The sequence below is a fragment of the Aromatoleum evansii genome (assembly GCF_045689615.1).
In the GTDB taxonomy this organism is placed as follows: domain Bacteria; phylum Pseudomonadota; class Gammaproteobacteria; order Burkholderiales; family Rhodocyclaceae; genus Aromatoleum; species Aromatoleum evansii.
The window spans coordinates 1344801-1366076 of record NZ_CP141259.1 but is presented as its reverse complement, the minus strand read 5'-3'; the positions used below and the strand labels follow the sequence as shown (position 1 = coordinate 1366076).

Annotated in this window: 21 protein-coding genes and 1 tRNA gene; all 22 read right to left on the bottom strand. The window is 61.9% G+C overall.

Annotation, left to right across the window (positions count from 1 at the left end; all coding sequences use genetic code 11):
* Window positions 1–7: 7 nt before the first annotated feature.
* Window positions 8–2029, bottom strand: coding sequence for an NADH-quinone oxidoreductase subunit L (gene nuoL / locus U5817_RS06260; protein WP_169125170.1), 2022 nt, complete (start codon window positions 2027–2029; stop codon window positions 8–10).
* A 12-nt stretch (window positions 2030–2041) separates the two neighbouring features.
* A complete protein-coding gene (gene nuoK / locus U5817_RS06255; RefSeq protein WP_018992227.1) occupies window positions 2042–2347 on the bottom strand; it encodes an NADH-quinone oxidoreductase subunit NuoK in 306 nt (101 codons plus the stop codon).
* Window positions 2348–2393: 46 nt separating this feature from the next.
* Window positions 2394–2996 (bottom strand): NADH-quinone oxidoreductase subunit J, encoded by a 603-nt coding sequence (locus U5817_RS06250; protein ID WP_169125169.1) that lies wholly within the window; start codon window positions 2994–2996, stop codon window positions 2394–2396.
* A 30-nt stretch (window positions 2997–3026) separates the two neighbouring features.
* On the bottom strand, window positions 3027–3512 hold the full coding sequence (gene nuoI / locus U5817_RS06245) for an NADH-quinone oxidoreductase subunit NuoI (RefSeq protein ID WP_169125168.1): 486 nt from the start codon (window positions 3510–3512) through the stop codon (window positions 3027–3029).
* Window positions 3513–3522: 10 nt separating this feature from the next.
* Entirely contained in the window at window positions 3523–4572 is a 1050-nt protein-coding gene (gene nuoH, locus U5817_RS06240) for an NADH-quinone oxidoreductase subunit NuoH (protein WP_169125167.1), read from the bottom strand.
* The gene (nuoG, locus tag U5817_RS06235) at window positions 4572–6911 is read right to left on the bottom strand and encodes an NADH-quinone oxidoreductase subunit NuoG (RefSeq protein ID WP_407280049.1); all 2340 of its coding nucleotides are present in this window, start codon (window positions 6909–6911) and stop codon (window positions 4572–4574) included. The genes nuoH and nuoG overlap by 1 nt, the downstream gene beginning before the upstream one ends.
* Complete coding sequence (gene nuoF, locus U5817_RS06230) at window positions 6911–8224, bottom strand: NADH-quinone oxidoreductase subunit NuoF (RefSeq protein WP_407280048.1); 1314 nt, start codon at window positions 8222–8224, stop codon at window positions 6911–6913. Before nuoF ends, nuoG begins: the two co-directional genes overlap by 1 nt.
* Window positions 8221–8700: an NADH-quinone oxidoreductase subunit NuoE gene (gene nuoE, locus U5817_RS06225; RefSeq protein ID WP_169125165.1), complete on the bottom strand. Its 480-nt coding sequence runs from the start codon at window positions 8698–8700 to the stop codon at window positions 8221–8223. Before nuoE ends, nuoF begins: the two co-directional genes overlap by 4 nt.
* Window positions 8701–8749: 49 nt before the next feature.
* The gene (locus U5817_RS06220; protein ID WP_407280047.1) at window positions 8750–10003 is read right to left on the bottom strand and encodes an NADH-quinone oxidoreductase subunit D; all 1254 of its coding nucleotides are present in this window, start codon (window positions 10001–10003) and stop codon (window positions 8750–8752) included.
* Window positions 9996–10601, bottom strand: a complete 606-nt coding sequence (locus tag U5817_RS06215) for an NADH-quinone oxidoreductase subunit C (RefSeq protein ID WP_407280046.1) — start codon at window positions 10599–10601, stop codon at window positions 9996–9998. The genes U5817_RS06220 and U5817_RS06215 overlap by 8 nt, the downstream gene beginning before the upstream one ends.
* 14 nt (window positions 10602–10615) lie before the next feature.
* Complete coding sequence (locus tag U5817_RS06210) at window positions 10616–11092, bottom strand: NADH-quinone oxidoreductase subunit B family protein (protein WP_018992218.1); 477 nt, start codon at window positions 11090–11092, stop codon at window positions 10616–10618.
* 3 nt (window positions 11093–11095) lie between these two features.
* Entirely contained in the window at window positions 11096–11470 is a 375-nt protein-coding gene (gene ndhC, locus U5817_RS06205; protein WP_050416614.1) for an NADH-quinone oxidoreductase subunit A, read from the bottom strand.
* 93 nt (window positions 11471–11563) lie between these two features.
* Window positions 11564–11648 (bottom strand) — tRNA-Leu (locus tag U5817_RS06200).
* 62 nt (window positions 11649–11710) lie between these two features.
* Window positions 11711–12070, bottom strand: a complete 360-nt coding sequence (gene secG / locus U5817_RS06195) for a preprotein translocase subunit SecG (protein WP_169125162.1) — start codon at window positions 12068–12070, stop codon at window positions 11711–11713.
* A gap of 21 nt (window positions 12071–12091) precedes the next feature.
* A complete protein-coding gene (gene tpiA / locus U5817_RS06190) occupies window positions 12092–12850 on the bottom strand; it encodes a triose-phosphate isomerase (RefSeq protein ID WP_407280045.1) in 759 nt (252 codons plus the stop codon).
* A 196-nt stretch (window positions 12851–13046) separates the two neighbouring features.
* Window positions 13047–13832 carry a phosphate ABC transporter ATP-binding protein PstB gene (gene pstB, locus U5817_RS06185; protein ID WP_169125199.1) on the bottom strand — a complete coding sequence of 262 codons (786 nt, stop codon included), beginning with the start codon at window positions 13830–13832 and terminating at the stop codon, window positions 13047–13049.
* A 98-nt stretch (window positions 13833–13930) separates the two neighbouring features.
* Window positions 13931–14854, bottom strand: coding sequence for a phosphate ABC transporter permease PstA (gene pstA / locus U5817_RS06180; RefSeq protein ID WP_407280044.1), 924 nt, complete (start codon window positions 14852–14854; stop codon window positions 13931–13933).
* A 10-nt stretch (window positions 14855–14864) separates the two neighbouring features.
* Window positions 14865–15824, bottom strand: coding sequence for a phosphate ABC transporter permease subunit PstC (pstC, locus tag U5817_RS06175; RefSeq protein ID WP_169125159.1), 960 nt, complete (start codon window positions 15822–15824; stop codon window positions 14865–14867).
* Between the two features lie 66 nt (window positions 15825–15890).
* The gene (locus U5817_RS06170) at window positions 15891–16883 is read right to left on the bottom strand and encodes a PstS family phosphate ABC transporter substrate-binding protein (RefSeq protein WP_407280043.1); all 993 of its coding nucleotides are present in this window, start codon (window positions 16881–16883) and stop codon (window positions 15891–15893) included.
* Window positions 16884–17041: 158 nt separating this feature from the next.
* Window positions 17042–18403: a phosphoglucosamine mutase gene (glmM, locus tag U5817_RS06165; RefSeq protein WP_407280042.1), complete on the bottom strand. Its 1362-nt coding sequence runs from the start codon at window positions 18401–18403 to the stop codon at window positions 17042–17044.
* Between the two features lie 55 nt (window positions 18404–18458).
* Window positions 18459–19292 carry a dihydropteroate synthase gene (folP, locus tag U5817_RS06160; protein WP_407280041.1) on the bottom strand — a complete coding sequence of 278 codons (834 nt, stop codon included), beginning with the start codon at window positions 19290–19292 and terminating at the stop codon, window positions 18459–18461.
* A 71-nt stretch (window positions 19293–19363) separates the two neighbouring features.
* Window positions 19364–21259, bottom strand: coding sequence for an ATP-dependent zinc metalloprotease FtsH (gene ftsH / locus U5817_RS06155; RefSeq protein WP_169125156.1), 1896 nt, complete (start codon window positions 21257–21259; stop codon window positions 19364–19366).
* Between the last annotated feature and the right edge of the window lie 17 nt (window positions 21260–21276).

Below are 21276 nucleotides of genomic sequence, written 5' to 3'. Positions count from 1 at the left end.
TGTTGGCTCAAATCAGGTTGAACCAGAAGGTGAGGAGAATGAAGACCCCGATGATCATTGCGAAGGCGTACTGGTACAGATGCCCCGTCTGGAACAGACGGCTGATCTGTGCAACCCAACCCACCAGTTTCGCCGTGCCGTTAACCGCGATGCCATCGATGATGGCCTGATCGCCAGCCTTCCACAGTCCCTTGCCGATCAGTCGCGAACCACCCGCAAACACGATCTCGTTGAAACGATCGAAGAAGTACTTGTTCTCGAGCAAGGCGTGCACCGGGCGGAAGGTACGCTGGATCGCGGCCGGGATATCCGGACGAACCATGTAGAAGAACCACGCCAGCACCACACCGCCCATCGCCAGCCAGAACGGCGCCGTCTGCACGCCATGCAGTGCCATCGCGACCGGGCCGTGGAAATTGGCTGCGAGCTCGGAAAGACCGACGTGATTGCTGCCGACGTGAATCACGCCCTTGAACCAGTCGCCGAAGAGCATCGGTTCGATCGTGAAGAAACCGATGACGACGGACGGAATCGCGAGGAGCACCAGCGGCAGTGTCACCACCCACGGCGACTCATGCGGCTTCTGGCCCGGGGCGAGACCGTGATGGTGATCCGCCGACACCTCTTCGTCGTCATGGTCACCCTCGTGGTCGTGATGACCATGGTTGTTGCCGAAGCGCTCCTTGCCGTGGAAGACGAGGAAGTACATGCGGAACGAATAGAAGGCCGTCACGAACACGCCCGCCAGCACGCAGAACAGCGCATAGCCGGCACCCGGGATGCTCGAGGCATGCACCGCTTCGATGATCGAGTCCTTGGAGTAGAAGCCCGCGAAGAACGGGAAACCGATCAGCGCCAGCGATCCGAGCAGCGAGGTGATCCAGGTGATCGGCATGTACTTCCACAGCCCGCCCATGTTGCGCATGTCCTGATCATGGTGCATGCCGATAATCACGGAACCGGCGCCGAGGAACAGCAGCGCCTTGAAAAACGCATGCGTCATCAGGTGGAACACCGCAGCCGAGTATGCCGACACGCCGAGCGCGACGGTCATGTAACCGAGCTGGGAAAGCGTCGAATAGGCGACCACGCGCTTAACGTCGTTCTGCACGATGCCGAGGAAGCCCATGAAGAGCGCCGTCGTCGCACCGATGACCAGAACGAAGGACAGGGCCACGTCGGACAGTTCGAACAGCGGCGACATGCGCGCCACCATGAAGATACCGGCCGTGACCATGGTCGCGGCATGGATCAGCGCCGAGATCGGCGTCGGACCTTCCATCGAATCCGGCAGCCAGACGTGCAGCGGAACCTGCGCCGACTTGCCCATGGCACCGATGAACAGGCAGATGCAGATCGCAGTGATCAGCGGCCAGCCCGTCACGGCCATGTCCTGCGCCGCGAGCTCGCTGCCCTTCGCAAACACTTCGGCATAGTTGAGGCTGCCGGCGTATGCGGCGATCAGACCGATACCCAGGAGGAACCCGAAGTCACCGACACGGTTCACCAGGAAGGCCTTGAGGTTGGCGTAGATCGCCGTCGGCCGCTCGTACCAGAAACCGATCAGCAGATACGACACCAGACCCACCGCTTCCCAGCCGAAGAACAACTGGAGGAAGTTGTTCGACATGACCAGCATCAGCATCGAGAAGGTGAACAGCGAGATGTAGCTGAAGAAACGCTGGTAACCGGGATCCTCGTGCATGTAGCCGATGGTATAGATATGGACCATCAGGGACACGAAGGTCACCACGAGCATCATCATGACCGTGAGCGAGTCGATGAGGAATCCGACCTCGAAGGTCAGGTTCCCGCTCTTCATCCACGTGTAGACGGTGCCGTTGAAAGTATTGCCGGCCTGAACGTCCTGGAAGATCACCACCGAGGCGACCAAAGCAACCGCGACCCCGAGGATCGTCACGATATGAGCGCCGGCACGGCCGATGGCCTTGCCGAACAGTCCCGCAAGAATCGCCCCCGCCAGCGGCGCAAGCGGTACCAGGAGATAGAGCTTTTGCATGTCCGTCATCGAGCCGCTTCCTTAACCCTTGAGGCTATCCAGATCATCAACGTGGATCGTCCGCAGGTTGCGGAACAGCACGACCAGAATTGCGAGACCGATCGCCGACTCGGCCGCCGCCACGGTGAGGATGAAGAAAACAAAAATCTGTCCGGCCAGATCGCCAAGATAGTGCGAGAAGGCGACGAAGTTCAGATTGACCGCGAGCAGCATCAGCTCGATCGCCATCAGCAGCACGATCAGGTTCTTCCGGTTGAGGAAGATCCCGACCACGCTGATCGCGAACAGGATCGCGCCCAGAATCAGATAGTGGGAAAGCGAAAGCATCTATAACCCCTTGGTTGCACCAGTTCCCGCGAAACTGCCGCAGTTCTTATTCTTTCTCGGCGGGCATCGAAACGAGTTCGACGCGGTCGCCACGCTTGACGGTCACCTGATCCGACGGATTCACCTGACGCAACCCCTTGCGCTTGCGCAGGGTCAGCGACACGGCCACGACCATCGCCACCAGCAGCAGCAGCGAGGCAAGCTCGAACGGATAGACGTAATCGGTGTACAGGAGGCGCCCCAGTTCGCGCGTATTGCTGTAACCGGCCTGCGCCGCGGGCGGTTCGGGCATTGCTTCCAGACCGAAGTAGCGGCCGCCGAGCACCAGCGCCATTTCGACGACCAGCAGGATCCCGATCAGTGCGCCCACCGGCAGGTAGCTCCAGAACCCCTCCCGCAAGCGGTCGAGATTGATGTCCAGCATCATCACGACGAAGAGGAAGAGCACCATGACCGCCCCCACGTAGACCATTACGAGGACGATCGCGAGGAACTCGGCAGCGAGCAGCAGCCAGATGCCACCCGCCGTGACGAAGGAGAGCACCAGGAACAGTGCGGCATGCACCGGGTTCCGTGACGTTATCACCCGAAGCGCGGCGAACACCATGATCGCCGACAGGATGTAGAAAACGAGAGTCTTGAAATCCATGTCCTTTGCGGCGCCCGCAGGCGCCCTCCCTTAGCGGTACTTCGAGTCGGCTTCCCGGTCTGCAGCGATCTGCGCTTCGTTCCGGTCACCGACCGCGAGCAGCATCTGCTTCGTGTAATACAGGTCGCCGCGTTGCTCGCCGTGGTACTCGAGCACGCGCGTCTCGACGATCGCATCCACCGGACAGGCCTCCTCGCAGAAGCCGCAGAAGATGCACTTCGTCAGATCGATGTCATAACGCGTCGTCCGACGCGAACCGTCGTCGCGCTGATCGGACTCGATCGTGATCGCCATCGCCGGACAGATGGCCTCGCACAACTTGCACGCGATGCAACGCTCCTCCCCGTTGGGATAGCGACGCAGCGCATGGAGGCCGCGAAAACGCGGGCTCTGCGGAGTCTTCTCCTCCGGAAACTGCACCGTGATCTTGCGCGCGAACAGGTGGCGCCCGGTAAGCGCCATGCCCTTGAACAGTTCCGTGAGGAACAGGCTCCCGATGTAATCCTTGGCACCCATCTTCAGCCTCTCACTTCCAGATAGACAGCGGCGACATCATCCACACCGCCACCACAATCACCCACACCAGGGTAATCGGAATAAACACCTTCCAGCCCAACCGCATGATGTGGTCGTAGCGGAAGCGCGGAAATGTCGCACGCACCCAGAGGAACACGAACAGGAAGAATGCCGTCTTCAGCGCCAGCCAGTGGAAACCGTCGGGAATCGCGCCGATCGGCGACAGCCAGCCACCCATGAAGAGCACCGCCGTCATCACCGACACGAGGAACATGTTCGCGTATTCGGCGAGGAAGAACAGCGCGAAGGCCATGCCGGAATACTCGACCATGTGGCCCGCAACCACCTCCGACTCGCCCTCGACCACGTCGAACGGCGCGCGGTTGGTTTCGGCGATGCCCGAGATCAGGAAGACGATGAACATCGGCAGGAGCGGCAGCCAGTTCCATGACAGGAACGACAGGCCCATTTCATGGAACCTGCCCTGCCCCTGGGAATGCACGATGTCGCTCAGGTTGAGGCTCGACGAGATCAGCAGCACGCAGATGAGCGCGAAGCCCATCGCCACCTCGTACGACACCATCTGGGCCGCAGCGCGCATGGATCCGAGGAAGGGATATTTCGAGTTCGAGGCCCAGCCCGCGATGATGACGCCGTAGACTTCCATCGACGTGATCGCCAGCAGCAGCAGCAGGCCGGCATTCACGTTTGCGAGCACCAGGCCGTCATCGAACGGCACCACCGACCACGCCGCAAGGGAGGGGGCGATCGCGAGGATCGGCCCCAGGATGAAGAGCCCCTTGCTCGCGCCGGACGGAACGATGATCTCCTTGAACAGGAGCTTCATGCCGTCGGCGATCGGCTGCAACAGTCCTTTCGGGCCGACGCGGTTCGGGCCGATACGCACCTGCATGTAGCCGATGACCTTGCGCTCGGCAAGCGTCAGATAGGCCACGCCGATCATGAGCGGGGCGATGATCGCGACGATCTTCGCCAGCGTCCACACGGCAGGCCACGCGGGCCCGAAAAATTGGGACACGGGTTCCAGCAACGCTTCCATCAGACACGCTCCACGCTGATCTCGCCGCACATTGCGCCGAGGACGGAGGTTGCCGCGGTGGCCGCAGCAACACGCACGCAGTTCGCCGCGACCGACTCGTCGGCGACGATCGGCACCTCGACCGAAGCCTGCCCCTGCTTCAGGCGCACACGCCCACCCGACTCGACACCGATCGCCGCGAGGGTCGCGGCGCTCGCGCTGGCCACAGGTGCCTTGGCGTCACGCGTCTTCTGCAGCGACTTGGCGCGCCGCACCAGCGGGTCGGCGGCGTAGATCGGCACATCGCTGACACGCTCGAGTCCGGCGACCGTTTGTGCGGCGAAATTGAACTCGAGACCGAACAGGCGATTGCCCAGATCCGGGCGACTACCTGCCGCAAGCGCTTCTGCGGCGACGGTTTCGGAATCGTTGTGCTCGAAACCCTCGAACTCCAGGAGGTTGCCGAGAACCCGCAGCACCTTCCAGCCGGGGCGGGTATCGCCGAGCGGACGAGCCACCGCGTTGAAATTCTGCGCACGCCCTTCGCAGTTGACGAAGGTGCCCGACGTCTCGGTGAAGGGAGCGATCGGCAGCAACACGTCAGCGGCCGCGAGCAGAGACTCGGACTTGAATGCCGACAAGGCGACGACCAGGGGGGCCGCTCCGAGCACCGACTGCGCGAGTGCCGGGTTGGCGAAATCCAGAGCCGGCTCGGCATTCAGCAGCAGATAGGCCTTGCGCGGCTGCTCCAGCATCTGCTTCGCATTGAGCCCGCCGACCAGCGGCACCGCCTTCGCGAGATAACCGCCGACGCTGTTCGCCGCCTCTCCGATGACGCCGAATGCACCTTCGGTCAGGCGGGCGATCTCCTCGGCAAGCTGCTGAATCTCGGTCGCGTACTCGCACTGCACCGCCAGGTTGCCGAGCCAGACGGCGACCTTGCGACCGGAAGCGAGGCTCTGGGCGATCGCACGGGCGTCGTCGGAAACCGAGGCGGGCATGGCCGCGGCGAGGTGCTCTGCGACGGCAACACCCTTCTCGGCTGCGAGGGCCGCAACCACCTGCAGGAGTGCGGGAACGATTGCGGACGGGGCTGCCAGCACGCGGTTCTTCACCGGCAGGAGCCACTCCTCGGCGCTCGCACCAATCGCGCTGACATGCAGACCACGCTTGGCAGCCTGTCGCACGCGCTGCGCGAGAAGCGGGCTGTCCTTGCGCAGGAAGCTGCCGATCACGAGCAGGCGGTTGAGACCCGCCACCTCGTTGATGGGGATGCCAAGCCACGGCGCGCCTTCACGGAAACCGTCAGCGCGGAAATCGCTTTGACGCAGGCGAAAATCGACGCTGTCGGAGCCGATGGCGCGGGTGAGCTTCTGCAGAAGATACAGCTCTTCGATCGTCGAATGCGGCGAAGCGAGGGCGCCGATCGAATCCGGACCGTTCTGCTTGGCGGTCTTGCGCAGGCCGTTGCCGGCGAACTCGAGTGCCGTCTGCCAGTCCGTTTCCTTCCACACGCCGTCCTGCTTGAGCATGGGGACGGTGAGGCGGTCTTCGCTGTTGAGACCTTCATACGAGAAGCGGTCCTTGTCGGACAGCCAGCACTCGTTGATATCCTCGTTCTCGAACGGAAGCACCCGCTTGACCACATCGTGCTTCACCTGCACGATCAGGTTGGAGCCGAGCGAGTCGTGCGGGCTGACCGAACGGCGGCGCGCGAGCTCCCACGTGCGGGCGGAGAAACGGAACGGCTTCGACGTCAGGGCGCCGACGGGGCACAGGTCGATGATGTTGCCGGACAGTTCCGAGTCCACCGTCTTCTCGACGAAGGGCATGATCTCGGCATGCTCGCCACGGAAGGCCTGGCCCAACTCCATCTGGCCGGCGATCTCGGTCGTGAAGCGGACGCAGCGCGTGCAGTTGATGCAGCGCGTCATGTCGGTCGAGACGAGCGGTCCGAGATTCTTGTTCAGAACGACGCGCTTCTCTTCCTCATAGCGCGACTGGCTGCCACCGTAACCCACGGCCAGATCCTGCAGCTGACATTCGCCGCCCTGGTCGCAGATCGGACAATCCAGCGGGTGGTTGATCAGCAGGAACTCCATGACGCCCTTCTGGGCCTTCACCGCCTGCTCCGAACGGGTCCACACCTTCATCCCGTTGGTCACGGGCGTGGCGCACGCGGGAAGCGGCTTGGGGGCCTTCTCGACCTGCACCAGGCACATGCGGCAGCTCGCCGCGATGGAGAGCTTCTTGTGGTAACAGAAGTGCGGAACGAATGCACCGATCTTGGTGGCAGCATCCATGATGGTGCTGCCATCCTCGACCGTCACCTGCTTGCCGTCGATTTCGATCTCTAGCATTACGGTCTCACGTAGATTTGGCTGCCTTCATACTGAACTTCAGGCGGCACTAGACATTTCTTGTTTTCGATGTGGTACTCGAACTCTGACCCGAAGTGCTTGACGAAGCTCTGCACGGGCATCGATGCGGCATCGCCGAGCGCGCAGATCGTGCGGCCCATGATGTTTCCGGTCACCGAATTGAGAAGATCGAGGTCGTCCTTCCGGCCGAGGCCGTTTTCGATGCGATGGACCACGCGGTACAGCCAGCCGGTGCCTTCGCGGCAGGGCGTGCACTGACCACAGGACTCTTCGAAATAGAAGTACGACAGACGCTCGAGCGCCTTGACCATGCAAGTCGTTTCGTCCATCACGATGACCGCGCCGGACCCGAGCATCGACCCCGCCTTGGAGATCGAGTCGTAGTCCATCGTGCAGTCCATCATCACGCTGCCGGGAAGGACAGGCGCAGACGAGCCGCCCGGAATCACGGCCTTGAGCTTGCGCCCGCCGCGCATCCCGCCCGCCATCTCCAGCAGTTCGGAAAACGGCGTACCCATTGCGACTTCGTAATTGCCGGGACGATTCACGTGACCGGAAACCGAGAACAGCTTCGTCCCGCCGTTGTTCGGCTTGCCGAGATTGAGGAAGCCTTCCCCGCCCATGTTGATGATGAACGGCACGGAAGCAAAGGTTTCCGTGTTGTTGATCGTCGTCGGTTTCCCGTACAGGCCGTAGCTGGCGGGGAATGGCGGCTTGAAGCGCGGCTGGCCCTTCTTGCCTTCGATCGACTCGAGGAGCGCAGTTTCCTCGCCGCAGATGTACGCGCCGTAGCCGTGATGGGCGAACAGTTCGAACGAAAAATCCGATCCAAGGATGTTCTGACCGAGCAGCCCCGCCTCGCGGGCCTCGGCGAGGGCGGCCTCGAAGCGCTCATACACCTCGAAGATCTCGCCGTGAATGTAGTTGTAGCCACGCTCGCAACCCATGGCATACGCGGCGATTGTCATCCCTTCGATGACGGTGTGCGGGTTGTAGCGCAGGATGTCGCGATCCTTGAAGGTACCCGGCTCGCCCTCATCCGAGTTGCACGCAAGATACTTTGCCCCCGGAAAGGAACGGGGCATGAAGCTCCACTTCAAACCGGTCGGGAATCCGGCGCCGCCGCGGCCCCGCAGGGAAGACGCCTTCAGCTCCGCAATGATCGTCTCGGGCGGGATCTTTTCGCTGATGACCTTCCGCAGCGCGGAGTAGCCTCCACGCGCAACGTAGTCCTGCAGCCCCCAGGTGCGATCGCCGTCAACCCCGGCGAGAATCAGTCCGCTTGCGCTCATTTGTCTGCCAGCTCCGCGAGGATCTGATCGATCTTTTCCTTCGTCATCCAGCTGCACATGTGATGATTATTCACCAGCAGCACGGGGGCATCCCCGCAGGCGCCCATGCACTCGCCTTCCTTCAGCGTGAACTTCCCGTCCGGGGTAGTCTCGTTGAAATCGATACCGAGCTTTTCCTTGAGGTAGTCGGCCGCATGCACGCCACCCGACAGCGCACAGGGGAGGTTCGTGCACACGGTGATCTTGTGGCGCCCGACCGGCTCGAGGTCATACATGTTGTAGAAGCTCGCCACCTCATAAGCCGCAATCGCGGGCATCTGGAGGTAGCTGGCGACGAACTCGATCAACTCCTTCGGCAGCCAGCCCTTCTCGACCTGCGCGATGCGCAGCGCAGCCATCACGGCGGACTGCTTCTGATCGGGTGGATATTTCGCGATCTCGCGATCGATCTGTTGTAGCGATTCCTGACTCAGCATTTCGTACTCGTCTTCCCGGGTTGCCTGCCGACGTTTCAAGCTCAGGCGTTCAGCGGTCGATTTCGCCGAACACGATGTCCATGGTTCCGATGATCGCCACGACGTCCGCGATCATGTGGCCGCGCGCAATGTCGTCCATCGCCGCGAGGTGGGCGAAGCCCGGTGCGCGCATCTTCAGCCGGTAAGGCTTGTTTGCGCCGTCAGACACCGCATACACACCGAACTCGCCCTTCGGGTGCTCGACCGCCGCGTAGACTTCGCCCGCAGGGACGTGCATGCCTTCGGTGAAGAGCTTGAAGTGATGAATCAGCTCCTCCATGTTCGCCTTCATCCGCTCGCGCGGCGGCGGGGCAACCTTGTGGTTGTCGGCGATCACGGGGCCGGGGTTCTTGCGCAACCATTCGATGCACTGCTTGATGATGCGGTTGGACTGGCGCATCTCCTCCATACGGACGAGGTAACGGTCGTAGCAGTCACCCGTCTTGCCGACCGGCACGTCGAATTCGACCTGGTCGTAAACCTCGTACGGCTGCTTCTTGCGCAAATCCCAAGGCACGCCCGAGCCGCGCAGCATGACGCCGGTGAAGCCCCAGGCCTTCGCCTGCTCGGGCGTCACGACGCCGATGCCGACAGTACGCTGCTTCCAGATCCGATTGTCGGTCAGCAGCGTCTCGTAGTCGTCGCAGTAGCCGTTGAAACGGTTGGTGAAGTCCTCGAGGAAGTCGAGCATCGACCCCTGACGGCTCTCGTTCAACTGACGAACCGTGCTGGCGTTCTTGAACTTGTTGACCTCGTACTGGGGCATGCGATCGGGCAGATCGCGGTATACGCCACCGGGACGATAGTACGCAGCATGCATCCGCGCACCGGACACCGCCTCGTACACATCCATGAGATCTTCGCGCTCGCGGAAGGTGTACAGCACCATCGTCATCGCACCGATGTCGAGCGCGTGCGTGCCAATCCCCAGAAGGTGATTCAGGATCCGCGTAATCTCGTCGAACATCACGCGGATGTACTGCGCACGAATCGGCACCTCGATTCCGAGCAGCCGCTCGATCGCCATGCAGTACGCATGTTCGTTGCACATCATGGACACGTAGTCGAGACGGTCCATGTAGGGCACCGACTGGATCCACGTGCGAGTCTCGGCAAGCTTCTCGGTTCCCCGGTGCAGCAATCCGATGTGCGGGTCGGCGCGCTCGACGACCTCGCCATCGAGTTCAAGAACCAGGCGCAGCACGCCGTGCGCAGACGGGTGCTGAGGGCCGAAGTTGATCGTGTAATTGCGAATCTCAGCCATGGCCGACATCCCCGTAATTCTCTTCGCGCACGATGCGCGGCGTGTTTTCGCGCGGCTCGATTGTCACGGGCTGATACACAACCCGCCCCTGCTCCGCGTCATAGCGCATCTCGACGTACCCGGTGACCGGAAAATCCTTGCGGAACGGATGCCCCACAAAGCCGTAGTCGGTCAGAATCCGCCGCAGATCAGGGTGACCCGAGAACATGATCCCGTAGAGATCGAAGGTCTCGCGCTCGTACCAGTTCGCGCTCGGCCAGATCCCCACTACCGACTCAAGAACCGGGAAATCATCGTTGTCGGCGAAGACCTTCAGACGCAGACGCCAGTTCTTCGCAACCGAAAGGAGATGCACAGCAATCGCGAAGCGCTTTCCGCTCCAGGCGCCATTCCCGTAGGTCGAATAATCGAGACCCGACACATCGACCAGTTCTTCGAAGCACAGGTCTGCGTGATCACGCAGGCACTGGGCCACGCCGAGATAATTTTCCGGCGCAACGTCGATGGTCACCTCACCACGATCGACAACAATCGACCGCAACTTGTCACTCAGGACCTCTTGCAGGACCTGGCTCAGACGCTCAAGTTTGGGACTCATAGATGAACCATCCGTCAGCGCGCGATGGTATTCGTGCGCTTGATCTTGTTTTGGAGCTGAATGATGCCGTAGAGCAGCGCTTCAGCGGTCGGCGGACAACCCGGAACATACACATCCACCGGCACGATGCGATCACAACCGCGCACGACCGAGTAGGAATAGTGGTAGTAGCCACCGCCATTGGCACAGGACCCCATGGAAATGACCCAGCGCGGCTCCGCCATCTGCTCGTACACTTTGCGCAGCGCGGGCGCCATCTTGTTGCAGAGCGTACCCGCAACGATCATCAGGTCAGACTGGCGCGGACTCGGCCGAAACACCACACCAAAGCGGTCCAGGTCGTAACGAGAACAACCGGCATGAATCATCTCGACTGCACAGCAAGCCAGACCGAAAGTCATCGGCCAGAGCGACCCCGTGCGAGTCCAGTTGATTACCGCATCAAGCGAAGTGGTTACAAACCCTTCGCGAAAGACGCCCTCAATACTCATGCATCACTCCCAGTCGAGCGCACCGTTTTTCCACTCGACGACATAACCGATGACCAGCACGGCAATGAAGACCATAACCGAACCGAATACGAACCACGCGACCTGACCTGCCGCAATGAATTCCTGGAACACCGTCGCCCACGGAAAGAGGAAGGCGATTTCGAGATCGAAAAGAATGAAAAGGATCGCAATGAGGTAGTAGCGCACGTCGAACTTCATGCGCGCATCTTCGAAGGCTTCGAAGCCACACTCATAGGGAGACAGCTTTTCGCTGCCGGGACGATAGGGCGCAACGAGTCGCCCCAGAATGACAGGAACAAGGCCAAAACCAAGCCCCACGAGGATGAACATCAGAACAGGAAAGTAGTTTTCCAGCATTGCGTGACACCCCGTATTGAATACAGATTGTTTTAGTTTTTTTAATTAACCCACTGCATGAAAACGCCCGCTTTCGCGGGCGATTCAATATTCTGGTGCCGACGGTGAGACTCGAACTCACACGGCTTTCGCCACCACCCCCTCAAGATGGCGTGTCTACCAATTTCACCACGTCGGCACGTTTGTTACAGCTCGAAATTATACGACCTTTCCCGTATCCCGCAAAGCCCCAAGGGGAACTTATTTGGGAATCGACTGTGCCTTCGAATCATCCGCCGCGCCTGCAGGAGCAGCCTCGCCAGCAGGCGCGGGAGCCGTCACTGCAGCGTCCTGCATGATGCTGGCAGGCTTGGCGGTCGTGCCACTACTGAGGTAGCTGAGCCCGAGGCTGGTGAGGAAGAATACGGCGGCAAGCATGCCAGTCGTGCGACTGAGGAAATTCGCCGAACCGGAGGCGCCAAACACACTTCCCGATGCACCACTTCCGAACGCCGCACCTGCGTCCGCCCCCTTGCCATGCTGCATGAGAACCAGAGCAATGATGCCAAGCCCCACCAGCACATGAACGGTCAAGACAATGGAAAATAAGTAATTGCTCATAATATGACCTTGTTTTGAATCTCAACTGCCCTGCACGACCGTTGCCGCTCGACAGATTTCAACAAAGGACTGCGCATCGAGCGAAGCCCCACCGATCAAGCCTCCATCCGCATCCGGCAAGCCGAACAAGCCCCCCGCCGTCTCGGGCTTCACGCTGCCACCATACAGGATGCGACTGCGCTCAGGCGCGGATACATGCCCCCCCAGCCACCGCCTGACAAACCCCAGCACCGCCTGCACCTGCTCGACCGTGGCTGCACGCCCGCTACCGATCGCCCACACAGGCTCGTAGGCGAGCACGATTCGCTGCAGCGCCTCGGGCGACAGTGTGGCCGCCAGCGCATCGAGTTGCCGCAGGAGCACCTGCTCCGTCACGCCGGACTCGCGTTCAGCCAGCGTCTCGCCAATGCAGACGATGGGCATGACGCCGCCTTCGAGCGCCACACCCGCCTTGCGGGCCACCAACATATCCGACTCTCCGTGCAGCGCCCTTCGTTCGGAATGACCAACGATGACAAACCGCACGCCGAAGTCGCCGAGCATCGTGATGCTGACATCGCCCGTATAGGCGCCATCAGGGAATTCGCTCACATCCTGGGCGCCAAGCGCGACATCGCTGCCGCGGAGGATTTCGCCAACCTGGGCGAGATACGGAAACGGCGGACAGACCGCACAGTCTACGCCCGCAGGCACGGCACCCAGCAACTGGTCCAGCAGAGCACTGTTGCGCGCACGGTCGCCGTTCATCTTCCAGTTGCCGACGACTAGCTTTCGTTTCATGCACTGCGCCCCAGCCAAATTTTCGGATTGTATCTGCAGGCCTTCGCGAGGTAAAGAAAGGCTGCTTGACAAAGACAGGGAGGGACACTGAAACAGCGCCCCTCCCTTGTGCAGCAAACTCCCGGCGAATCTCAGCGCGCCGCGCTCGGCCGCCGACAGGACGGGACGACAGCGTGCCGACCCGACTTCATCCGGCTCAGCCGAAACGTCCGGTGATGTAATCTTCGGTTTCCTTGCGCCTCGGATTGACGAAGATCTGGTTCGTTTCGCCGAACTCCATCAGTTCGCCGAGATACATGTACGCGGTGTAATCGGAGACGCGGGCGGCCTGCTGCATGTTGTGAGTGACGATGAGGATGGTGACCTTGTCGCGCAGTTCGTGGATCAGCTCCTCGATGCTGGCCGTGGCGATCGGATCGAGCGCAGAGGTCGGCTCGTCGAAAAGCAGGACTTCAGGCTGAGTGGCGAGACAGCGCGCAATGCACAGCCGCTGCTGCTGGCCGCCGGACAAGGCGGTGGCGGGATCGTGCAAGCGGTGCTCGACCTCCGACCACAGGGCCGCGCCCCGCAGCGCCTCACGGACGCTGTCGTCAATCACGGAACGATTGCGCTCGCCCCGAATGCGCAGCCCGTAGGCGACGTTCTCGTAGATCGACTTCGGGAAAGGGTTGGGTTTCTGGAACACCATGCCGATGCGCATGCGCACTTCGATGGGGTCGACGGCGGGATCGAGCAGGTTGGTATTGTCCGGGTGCAGGCGGATCGTCCCCTCGTAGCGATTCCCCGGATACAGGTCATGCATGCGGTTGAACGTCCGCAAGAGTGTGGACTTTCCGCAACCGGACGGACCAATCAATGCCGTCACGCGCTTCTCGTGCACCGGCATGGAGATCGACTTGAGCGCCTTGAAGTCACCGTAATAGAAACTGAAGTTTTCCACGGACGCCTTCACGGGAACCCCGCCGGCATTGCGCGCAGCCATGTCGGAGGAATTCGGATTGCGTGCCTCACCCGAGGCAGCGCCGGCCTGCGCCGCGGTGTCCGCAGCGGCTTGTTCGCTCATTCGCATCGTAGCAACGCTTACCATTTGATGTCCTTGCGCACGTGGTAACGAATCCAGATAGAGACGGCGTTCATTGCCAAAGTCATCAGGACGAGGATAAAACCGGCTGCCGCAGCGTTTTGCTGGAAAGCCTCTTCCGGACGCGAGGTCCAGTTGAACATCTGGATCGGCATCACCGTGAAGCCCGACTTCAGCCACTCGAAGTTCACCCAGGGAAACTCGGGACCGATGGGCGACTCGGGGAGGAACGCGATGAAGGTGAGCGCGCCGATGGTGATGATGGGGGCCGTCTCGCCAATCGCTCGCGACATGCCGATGATGACGCCGGTCATGATGCCGGGCAGCGAGTAGGGAACGATGTGGTCGCGGGTCACCTGCCAGCGCGTTGCCCCCAGTCCGTATGCCGCCTCGCGGATGTGCAAGGGAATGGAGCGGATCGATTCGCGCGTTGCGACGATGACCACCGGCAGGATGAGCAGCCCGAGCGTCAGGCCAGCCGAGAGGATGCTCTGCCCGAAGCCGAAGGTGTATACGAACACGCCGAGCGCCAGCAGACCATAGACGATCGACGGCACGCCGGCGAGGTTGGTCACATTGATCTCGATGATGTCGGTGAACAAGTTCTTCGGCGCATATTCTTCGAGGTAGATCCCCGCCGCTACGCCCAAGGGAACGGCCGAGACCGCCGTGACCAGCATCACAAGCAGCGACCCGACCCACGCCGACAGGATGCCCGCCTGTCCGGCACGGCGCGACGGGAAGTTGGTGAAGAAATCCGGGGAGATGCGCTCCCAGCCGGCAACGGCCATCTGGGCAAACAGCGCCACGAAGGTCAGCACGCCCAACAGCAATGCAAGGAAGCCTGCGACCGCGAACAGCACCTCGAGGCGCTTGTTGCGTCGGATGATCTTCCTGATCAGGGGAATGTCTTCTGCTTTCATGCCGTTCTTCTTAATATGCTTCGCGGAATCGACGGCGCACGACGTGCCCGACGAGATTCAGTGCGAGCGTCATGAGCATCAGGCTCAGGCCGGCCGCGAAAATCGACTGGTAGCCTATCGAGCCGTGCGGGAGATCCCCAAGGGCGACCTGGACGATGTAGGCGGAAATCGTCTGGGCGGGCTCGAGCGGATTGACGGTGAAGTTGGGCTGCATCCCCGCAGCGACGGCCACGATCATGGTCTCGCCCACAGCGCGCGAAATCCCCAGGATGTAGGCCGACAGGATGCCCGACAAGGCCGCCGGGAAGACCACCCGAAATGCGGTCTGCAAGCGGGTCGCCCCCATCGCGTAAGAGCCTTCGCGCATGCTCATCGGCACCGCGCGCATGGCATCCTCGGCCAGCGAGCTGACGTACGGAATGATGGCAATGCCCATGACGATGCCGGCGCCGAGCATGTTGAATCCCGACAGCTCCGGCATGATCAGCTGAAGCAGCGGAATCACTACCATGAGGGCGAAGTAGCCGTACACGATGGTGGGAATGCCGCCGAGCAGCTCAAGGAAGGGCTTCACGACCTCACGCACCGTCGGGCGAGCGAACTCCGAAAGGTAGATCGCAATCGTCGTTCCCAGCGGAATCGCAACGAGAAGCGCGACGACGGAAGTCGTCAGCGTGCCCGCGAGCAAAGGCAGAATCCCGTAGCGGGGCTCGGCGAACAGCGGGGTCCACATGGTATCGGTGAGGAAGGACCAGATCGACACGGTGCCGAAGAAATTCACCGACTCACTGACGAGCACCCAGATGATGCCGACGGTGGTCAGCACGGAGACGCACGCAGCCCCCAGGAGCAGGAGCTCGATGACGCGCTCCTTGAAGTTGCGCAGCGCCTTCTTCGCGAGCCGGTCGCTGACGGACAGCGGCCCATAGGGTGCAACGGTCACGGCACCACCGGAATTGGTTTCTTGCATTGGAGGCCTAGAACAACAAAGTGGCGCCCGGGCTCGACACCCGGGCACCGCATGCTTCAGACACGATCAGAGCTTGGCTTCGCGAGCCAGGAGTGCCTCGATCGTCACACCGACTTCAGCCTCGCCACCGAAAACGGTACCGAGTTTCTTCTTGTTGACGTGATCCAGGGCAATTTCGTATGCCTTGGCGGGAAGCGGAACGTACTTCACCTCGGTCGCAAGTTTGCTCGCATTCTTCAGATAGTAGGTGACGAAATCACGAACCTCCGCCTTTTCGAGGGACTTTTCCGCTACGTAGATGAAGATCGGACGGGACAGCGGATTGTACGAACCATCGAGCACGGTCGCAGCACCCGGCTCGACCGGCTTGCCTTCCTTGTTGACGATCGGCACGGCCTTCAGCTTGCCCTGGTTCTCGGCGTAATAGGCGTAGCCGAAGTAACCGATCGCATTGACGTCGCGGGAGACGCCCTGCACCAGCACGTTATCGTCCTCCGACGCTGTGTAGTCACCGCGCGAGGCCTTCGCCTTGCCGACGATCGCCTCCGTGAAGTAGTCAAAGGTGCCCGAATCGGACCCGGCACCAAACAGCTTGAGCGGCGCATCCGGGAAGGAGGGATCGACCTGCTTCCAGCTCTTGATGGTGCCCTGCGCGCCCGGCTCCCAGATCTTCTTCAGCTGCTCGACGGACAGCTGCTTGATGAATGCGTTCTTGGGATTGGCCACGACGGTCAGCGCATCAAAGGCAACCGGAAGCTCGATGTACTTGATCCCGGCCTGCGCGCAGGCCTCCATTTCCTTCTTCAGGATGGGGCGCGAGGCGTCGGCGATGTCGATCTCCCCGCGGCAGAACTTCTTGAAACCACCACCGGTCCCGGAGATGCCGACCGTGACCTTCACTGCACCTTTCTTTGAGGACTGGAAGTCCTCGGCGACCGCCTCGGTGACCGGGAACACGGTGCTCGAACCGTCGATCTTGACCAGCGACTGCGCATGCGCGGCCTGCGCTCCCAGTACGAGGACGGCGGCTGCGAGCGCAGTCTGCTTGAAACCCGACATAGTGAATCTCCAGTGAATGAACCGAGTCATTGCCCGAACCGGATGCACCTGGCCAAGTCGGCATGGCATGCCGATAGCTCGGCCGGCCCGGTGCATTCCGAAGTGCGCCCACTTTAGTTGCGACACATTTCAGGAATGTGACAGTTCATATACCGGGATTAATATTGCGCGACGGTGGCCTTCGCGACGCAGTCTGCGATCTCGCGTGCAAGCCCCTCGACCTCGCCCCCATCCTGCCCTTCCACCATGACCCGCAGCAGCGGCTCGGTCCCGGACGGACGAAGGAGCACACGACCGCGGCTTCCCAGCCGCGCTTCTGCGTCCCTGGCCGCCGCGGCGATACCGGCATGCGCCTGCCAGTTGAATCCGGACGGAAGCTTCACGTTGATCAACTTTTGCGGATAGAAGACGAGGTCGGAACATGCCTCCGCAAGGCTCTTGCCCGTGAGCTGCAGGGCCGCGAGGACCTGAAGCGCGGAGATGATGCCGTCTCCGGTGGTGTGGCGATCGAGACAGATGATGTGCCCCGAGTTCTCCCCGCCGAGCTTCCAGCCCTTCTCCTGGAGCATTTCGAGGACGTAGCGGTCGCCGACCTTCGCCCGGGCAAAGGGAACACCCAGCCTGCCGACGGCATGCTCGAACCCGAGGTTGCTCATGAGGGTGCCCACGACTCCATCCAGACGCCCCTGCGCCCGTTGCGCCGATGCGATCACGTACAGCAGCTTGTCGCCGTCGTAGAGTTCTCCGCTGGCATCGACCATCATGAGACGGTCGCCGTCGCCGTCGAGCGCAATACCGAGATCCGCCTTGTTGGCCAGAACTGCGGCGCGCAGGTGTTCCGGCGAGGTAGCGCCACAGCGCTCGTTGATGTTGAGTCCGTTGGGCTCAACTCCCACCGAAACGACTTCGGCACCGAGCTCATGAAAGACGCTGGGCGCGATCTGGTAAGCCGCACCATTGGCACAGTCGAGCACGATCCTCAGTTCGCGCAGATCGAGCTCGTTCGGGAAGGTGCTCTTGCAGAATTCGACGTACCGGCCCGCGGCATCGCCAATGCGCCTCGCCTTGCCGAGCCTGGCGGAGTCCGCACAGCCCATGGGCTGCTCGACGCGCGCCTCGATCTCCATCTCCACGGCGTCGGCCAGCTTGCTTCCGTCAGCCGAGAAGAACTTGATCCCGTTGTCGTAATAGGGGTTGTGTGATGCAGAAATCACCACTCCGGCCTGCAGGCGCAGGGCGCGCGTGAGGTAGGCCACGGCGGGGGTCGGAACAGGGCCTGCGAGCAACACGTCGACACCGGCGGCAGCAAAGCCCGCCTCCAGCGCGGCTTCGAGCATGTAGCCCGAAATGCGGGTGTCCTTGCCGATCAGCACGGCCGGACGATCGCCTCGCGGGAGTTGCTCCCGCCCGACAAGCGTCACGCCCGCGGCGTAACCGAGTCGCATCACGAAATCAGGGGTTATCGCGGATTCGCCGACCTTGCCACGGACTCCGTCAGTCCCGAAATATTTGCGCGCCATGACTGCTTCCGATCAAAAAAAGGGGAATTATCGCATCCCCGGCGGCCCCCACCGCTCAGGATGCACCGAAGCGCACCGCCTCCCACACCGCGACAGCATCGCGCGTCGCCGCAACGTCGTGAACGCGCACGATGCGCGCGCCGCGCTCGATGGCGACCAGGGCGGCAGCGACACTGGCGGTGGTCCGCTCGTCAACGCCGCGCCCGGTGATCGCGCCCAGCATCGACTTGCGCGAAACGCCGATGAGCAACGGATAGCCGGTCTCGAGAAAGCGATCGAGTGCCCGCATCAAGGCGAGATTGTGCTCGAGCGTCTTGCCGAAGCCGAAACCGGGGTCGAGCAGGATGCGCGCCCTGGCGACGCCCTGTACCTCAAGCGCATGCACTTGGTGGAGCAGGAAATCGATCACCTCCCCGACGACGTCGTCGTAGCGAGGGGCCGCCTGCATGCTGCGCGGCTCGCCCTGCATGTGCATGACGCACAAGGCTGCATCGGAATCACGCACCGCCTCGACTGCCCCGGGCGCGCGGAATCCGTTGATATCGTTGATCAGGCTTGCGCCCGCGGCAAGTGAAGCACGCATGACGGCGGGCTTCACGGTGTCGATCGAGACCGGAACGGGCCAGTCGGCCAAGCGCTCGACCAGCGGGATGACCCGGTCGAGCTCCTCCTGTTCGGAGACCGATTCGGAACCGGGGCGGGTCGACTCTCCGCCGATGTCCAGAATATGCGCACCGGCCGCGACGGCGCTCTCGCAGCGTCTCAGGGCGGCATCGAGATCGTGCCCCAATCCGTCGCCGCTGAACGAATCCGGCGTCGTGTTGATGATGGCCATGATGCGCGGGCGCTCGAGATCGAGATCGAACCGCCCGCACTTGAGAACCGCCATTTTCTTCTCCTGAAAAAGAATCGGGCCGACTCGTGTCGGCCCGATTCGGTTCGTTTCAATAGCCGATCGGATCAGGCTGCGGGCGCTGCCGCCGTCGGTGCGGCACCGGGCGCATCATCGTCGCGCGAACGCCGGATCGACTGTGAAGTGGGCTTGGGCGCGCGGGGAGCCTGCCCTTCCATGATGTCGTTGATCTGGTCGGCATCCAGCGTTTCCCATTCGAGAAGCGCCTTGGTCATCGCCTCGATCTTGTCGCTGTTATCCTCGATCAGGCGGCGCGCCAGTGCGTACTGCTGGTCGATGATGCGACGAATCTCGGCGTCCACCTTCTGCATCGTGGCTTCCGAGACGTTGCGGTGAGTCGTCACCTGCCGCCCCAGGAAGATCTCTCCCTCTTCCTCGCCATACACCATGGGGCCGAGGTTGTCGGACATGCCCCACTGGGTCACCATCCGCCGCGCAAGATCGGTGGCGCGCTGGAAGTCGTTGGAAGCCCCGGTGGTCATCTGCTTCATGAAGATCTCTTCGCAGATGCGGCCGCCGAACAACACGGCGATCGTCTGCAGCAGCCGTTCGCGATCCTGGCTGTAGCGGTCGGACTCGGGCAGCTGCATGGTCACACCCAGTGCGCGGCCGCGCGGAATGATCGTGACCTTGTGCACCGGATCGGTCTTGTCGAGCAGCTTGGCGACGACCGCATGACCCGACTCGTGGTAGGCGGTGTTGCGACGCTCTTCCTCAGGCATGACCATGGAGCGGCGCTCCGAGCCCATCATGATCTTGTCCTTGGCGCGCTCGAAATCCTCCATGTCCACCAGGCGCTTGTTACCGCGGGCGGCGAACAGAGCCGCCTCATTGACCAGGTTCGCGAGATCGGCACCGGAGAAACCGGGGGTGCCGCGAGCGAGCACGACCGGCTCGACATCCGGCGCGATCGGAACCTTGCGCATGTGCACCTTGAGGATCTGTTCGCGACCGCGGATGTCAGGCAGCGGAACGACGACCTGACGGTCGAAGCGCCCCGGACGCAGGAGGGCCGGGTCGAGCACGTCGGGGCGGTTGGTGGCGGCAATCACGATCACGCCGGTCTGCCCCTCGAAACCGTCCATCTCGACCAGCAACTGGTTGAGCGTCTGCTCGCGCTCGTCGTTGCCGCCGCCCATGCCGGCACCACGCTGGCGACCGACGGCATCGATCTCGTCGATGAAGATGATGCACGGGGCGTGCTTCTTGGCCTGCTCGAACATGTCGCGGACACGCGCGGCACCGACACCGACGAACATCTCGACGAAGTCCGAACCGGAAATCGAGAAGAAGGGAACCTTCGCCTCACCGGCGATGGCCTTCGCAAGCAGGGTCTTGCCGGTACCAGGCGAGCCTACCATCAGGACGCCCTTCGGAATGTGGCCCCCCAGCTTCTGGAACTTGGACGGATCGCGCAGGAAATCGACGAGCTCGGACACTTCTTCCTTGGCCTCGTCGCAACCGGCGACATCGGCGAAGCTCAGCGAGTTCGCCGACTCGTCGAGCATGCGCGCCTTGGACTTGCCGAACGAGAAGGCACCACCGCGCCCGCCACCCTGCATCTGGCGCATGAAGAACACCCAGACGCCGATGAGCAGGAGCATCGGGAACCAGGACACGAAGATGCTCATCAGAAAGGACTGTTCCTCCTCGGGCTTCGTCGCATTGACGGCCACGCCCGCGCGGATCAGGTCGGACACCATCCAGATGTCCTGCACGCCGGGGGTGTAGACCGTTATCTGGCGGCCTTCCTGCGTGGTCGCGCGCACGAGCCGACCATCGACCGTCGCCTTCGCGATGCGACCGGCCTTCGCCTCCTCGAGGAACTGGGAGTATTCCATCGTGTTGGTCGAGACCTGGCGCGAATTGAACTGGTTGAACACCGTCATCAGCACTACGCCGATGACCATCCAGATCGCGAGATTCTTGAAGAGATTATTCAACTTCTTTCCTTATGTGC

Coding starts and splice junctions, on each gene's coding strand:
- glmM (WP_407280042.1), bottom strand. CDS start 18,403: ATGGCGCGCAAATATTTCGGGACTGACGGAGTCCGTGGCAAGGTCGGC.
- nuoE (WP_169125165.1), bottom strand. CDS start 8,700: ATGCTGAGTCAGGAATCGCTACAACAGATCGATCGCGAGATCGCGAAA.
- pstB (WP_169125199.1), bottom strand. CDS start 13,832: ATGGCTGCGCGCAATGCCGGCGGGGTTCCCGTGAAGGCGTCCGTGGAA.
- nuoH (WP_169125167.1), bottom strand. CDS start 4,572: ATGGAAGCGTTGCTGGAACCCGTGTCCCAATTTTTCGGGCCCGCGTGG.
- tpiA (WP_407280045.1), bottom strand. CDS start 12,850: ATGAAACGAAAGCTAGTCGTCGGCAACTGGAAGATGAACGGCGACCGT.
- nuoG (WP_407280049.1), bottom strand. CDS start 6,911: ATGCTAGAGATCGAAATCGACGGCAAGCAGGTGACGGTCGAGGATGGC.
- U5817_RS06220 (WP_407280047.1), bottom strand. CDS start 10,003: ATGGCTGAGATTCGCAATTACACGATCAACTTCGGCCCTCAGCACCCG.
- folP (WP_407280041.1), bottom strand. CDS start 19,292: ATGGCGGTTCTCAAGTGCGGGCGGTTCGATCTCGATCTCGAGCGCCCG.
- nuoI (WP_169125168.1), bottom strand. CDS start 3,512: ATGGGTGCCAAGGATTACATCGGGAGCCTGTTCCTCACGGAACTGTTC.
- nuoF (WP_407280048.1), bottom strand. CDS start 8,224: ATGAGCGCAAGCGGACTGATTCTCGCCGGGGTTGACGGCGATCGCACC.
- secG (WP_169125162.1), bottom strand. CDS start 12,070: ATGAGCAATTACTTATTTTCCATTGTCTTGACCGTTCATGTGCTGGTG.
- U5817_RS06210 (WP_018992218.1), bottom strand. CDS start 11,092: ATGAGTATTGAGGGCGTCTTTCGCGAAGGGTTTGTAACCACTTCGCTT.
- U5817_RS06170 (WP_407280043.1), bottom strand. CDS start 16,883: ATGTCGGGTTTCAAGCAGACTGCGCTCGCAGCCGCCGTCCTCGTACTG.
- nuoK (WP_018992227.1), bottom strand. CDS start 2,347: ATGCTTTCGCTTTCCCACTATCTGATTCTGGGCGCGATCCTGTTCGCG.
- U5817_RS06250 (WP_169125169.1), bottom strand. CDS start 2,996: ATGGATTTCAAGACTCTCGTTTTCTACATCCTGTCGGCGATCATGGTG.
- pstC (WP_169125159.1), bottom strand. CDS start 15,824: ATGCAAGAAACCAATTCCGGTGGTGCCGTGACCGTTGCACCCTATGGG.
- pstA (WP_407280044.1), bottom strand. CDS start 14,854: ATGAAAGCAGAAGACATTCCCCTGATCAGGAAGATCATCCGACGCAAC.
- nuoL (WP_169125170.1), bottom strand. CDS start 2,029: ATGACGGACATGCAAAAGCTCTATCTCCTGGTACCGCTTGCGCCGCTG.
- ndhC (WP_050416614.1), bottom strand. CDS start 11,470: ATGCTGGAAAACTACTTTCCTGTTCTGATGTTCATCCTCGTGGGGCTT.
- U5817_RS06215 (WP_407280046.1), bottom strand. CDS start 10,601: ATGAGTCCCAAACTTGAGCGTCTGAGCCAGGTCCTGCAAGAGGTCCTG.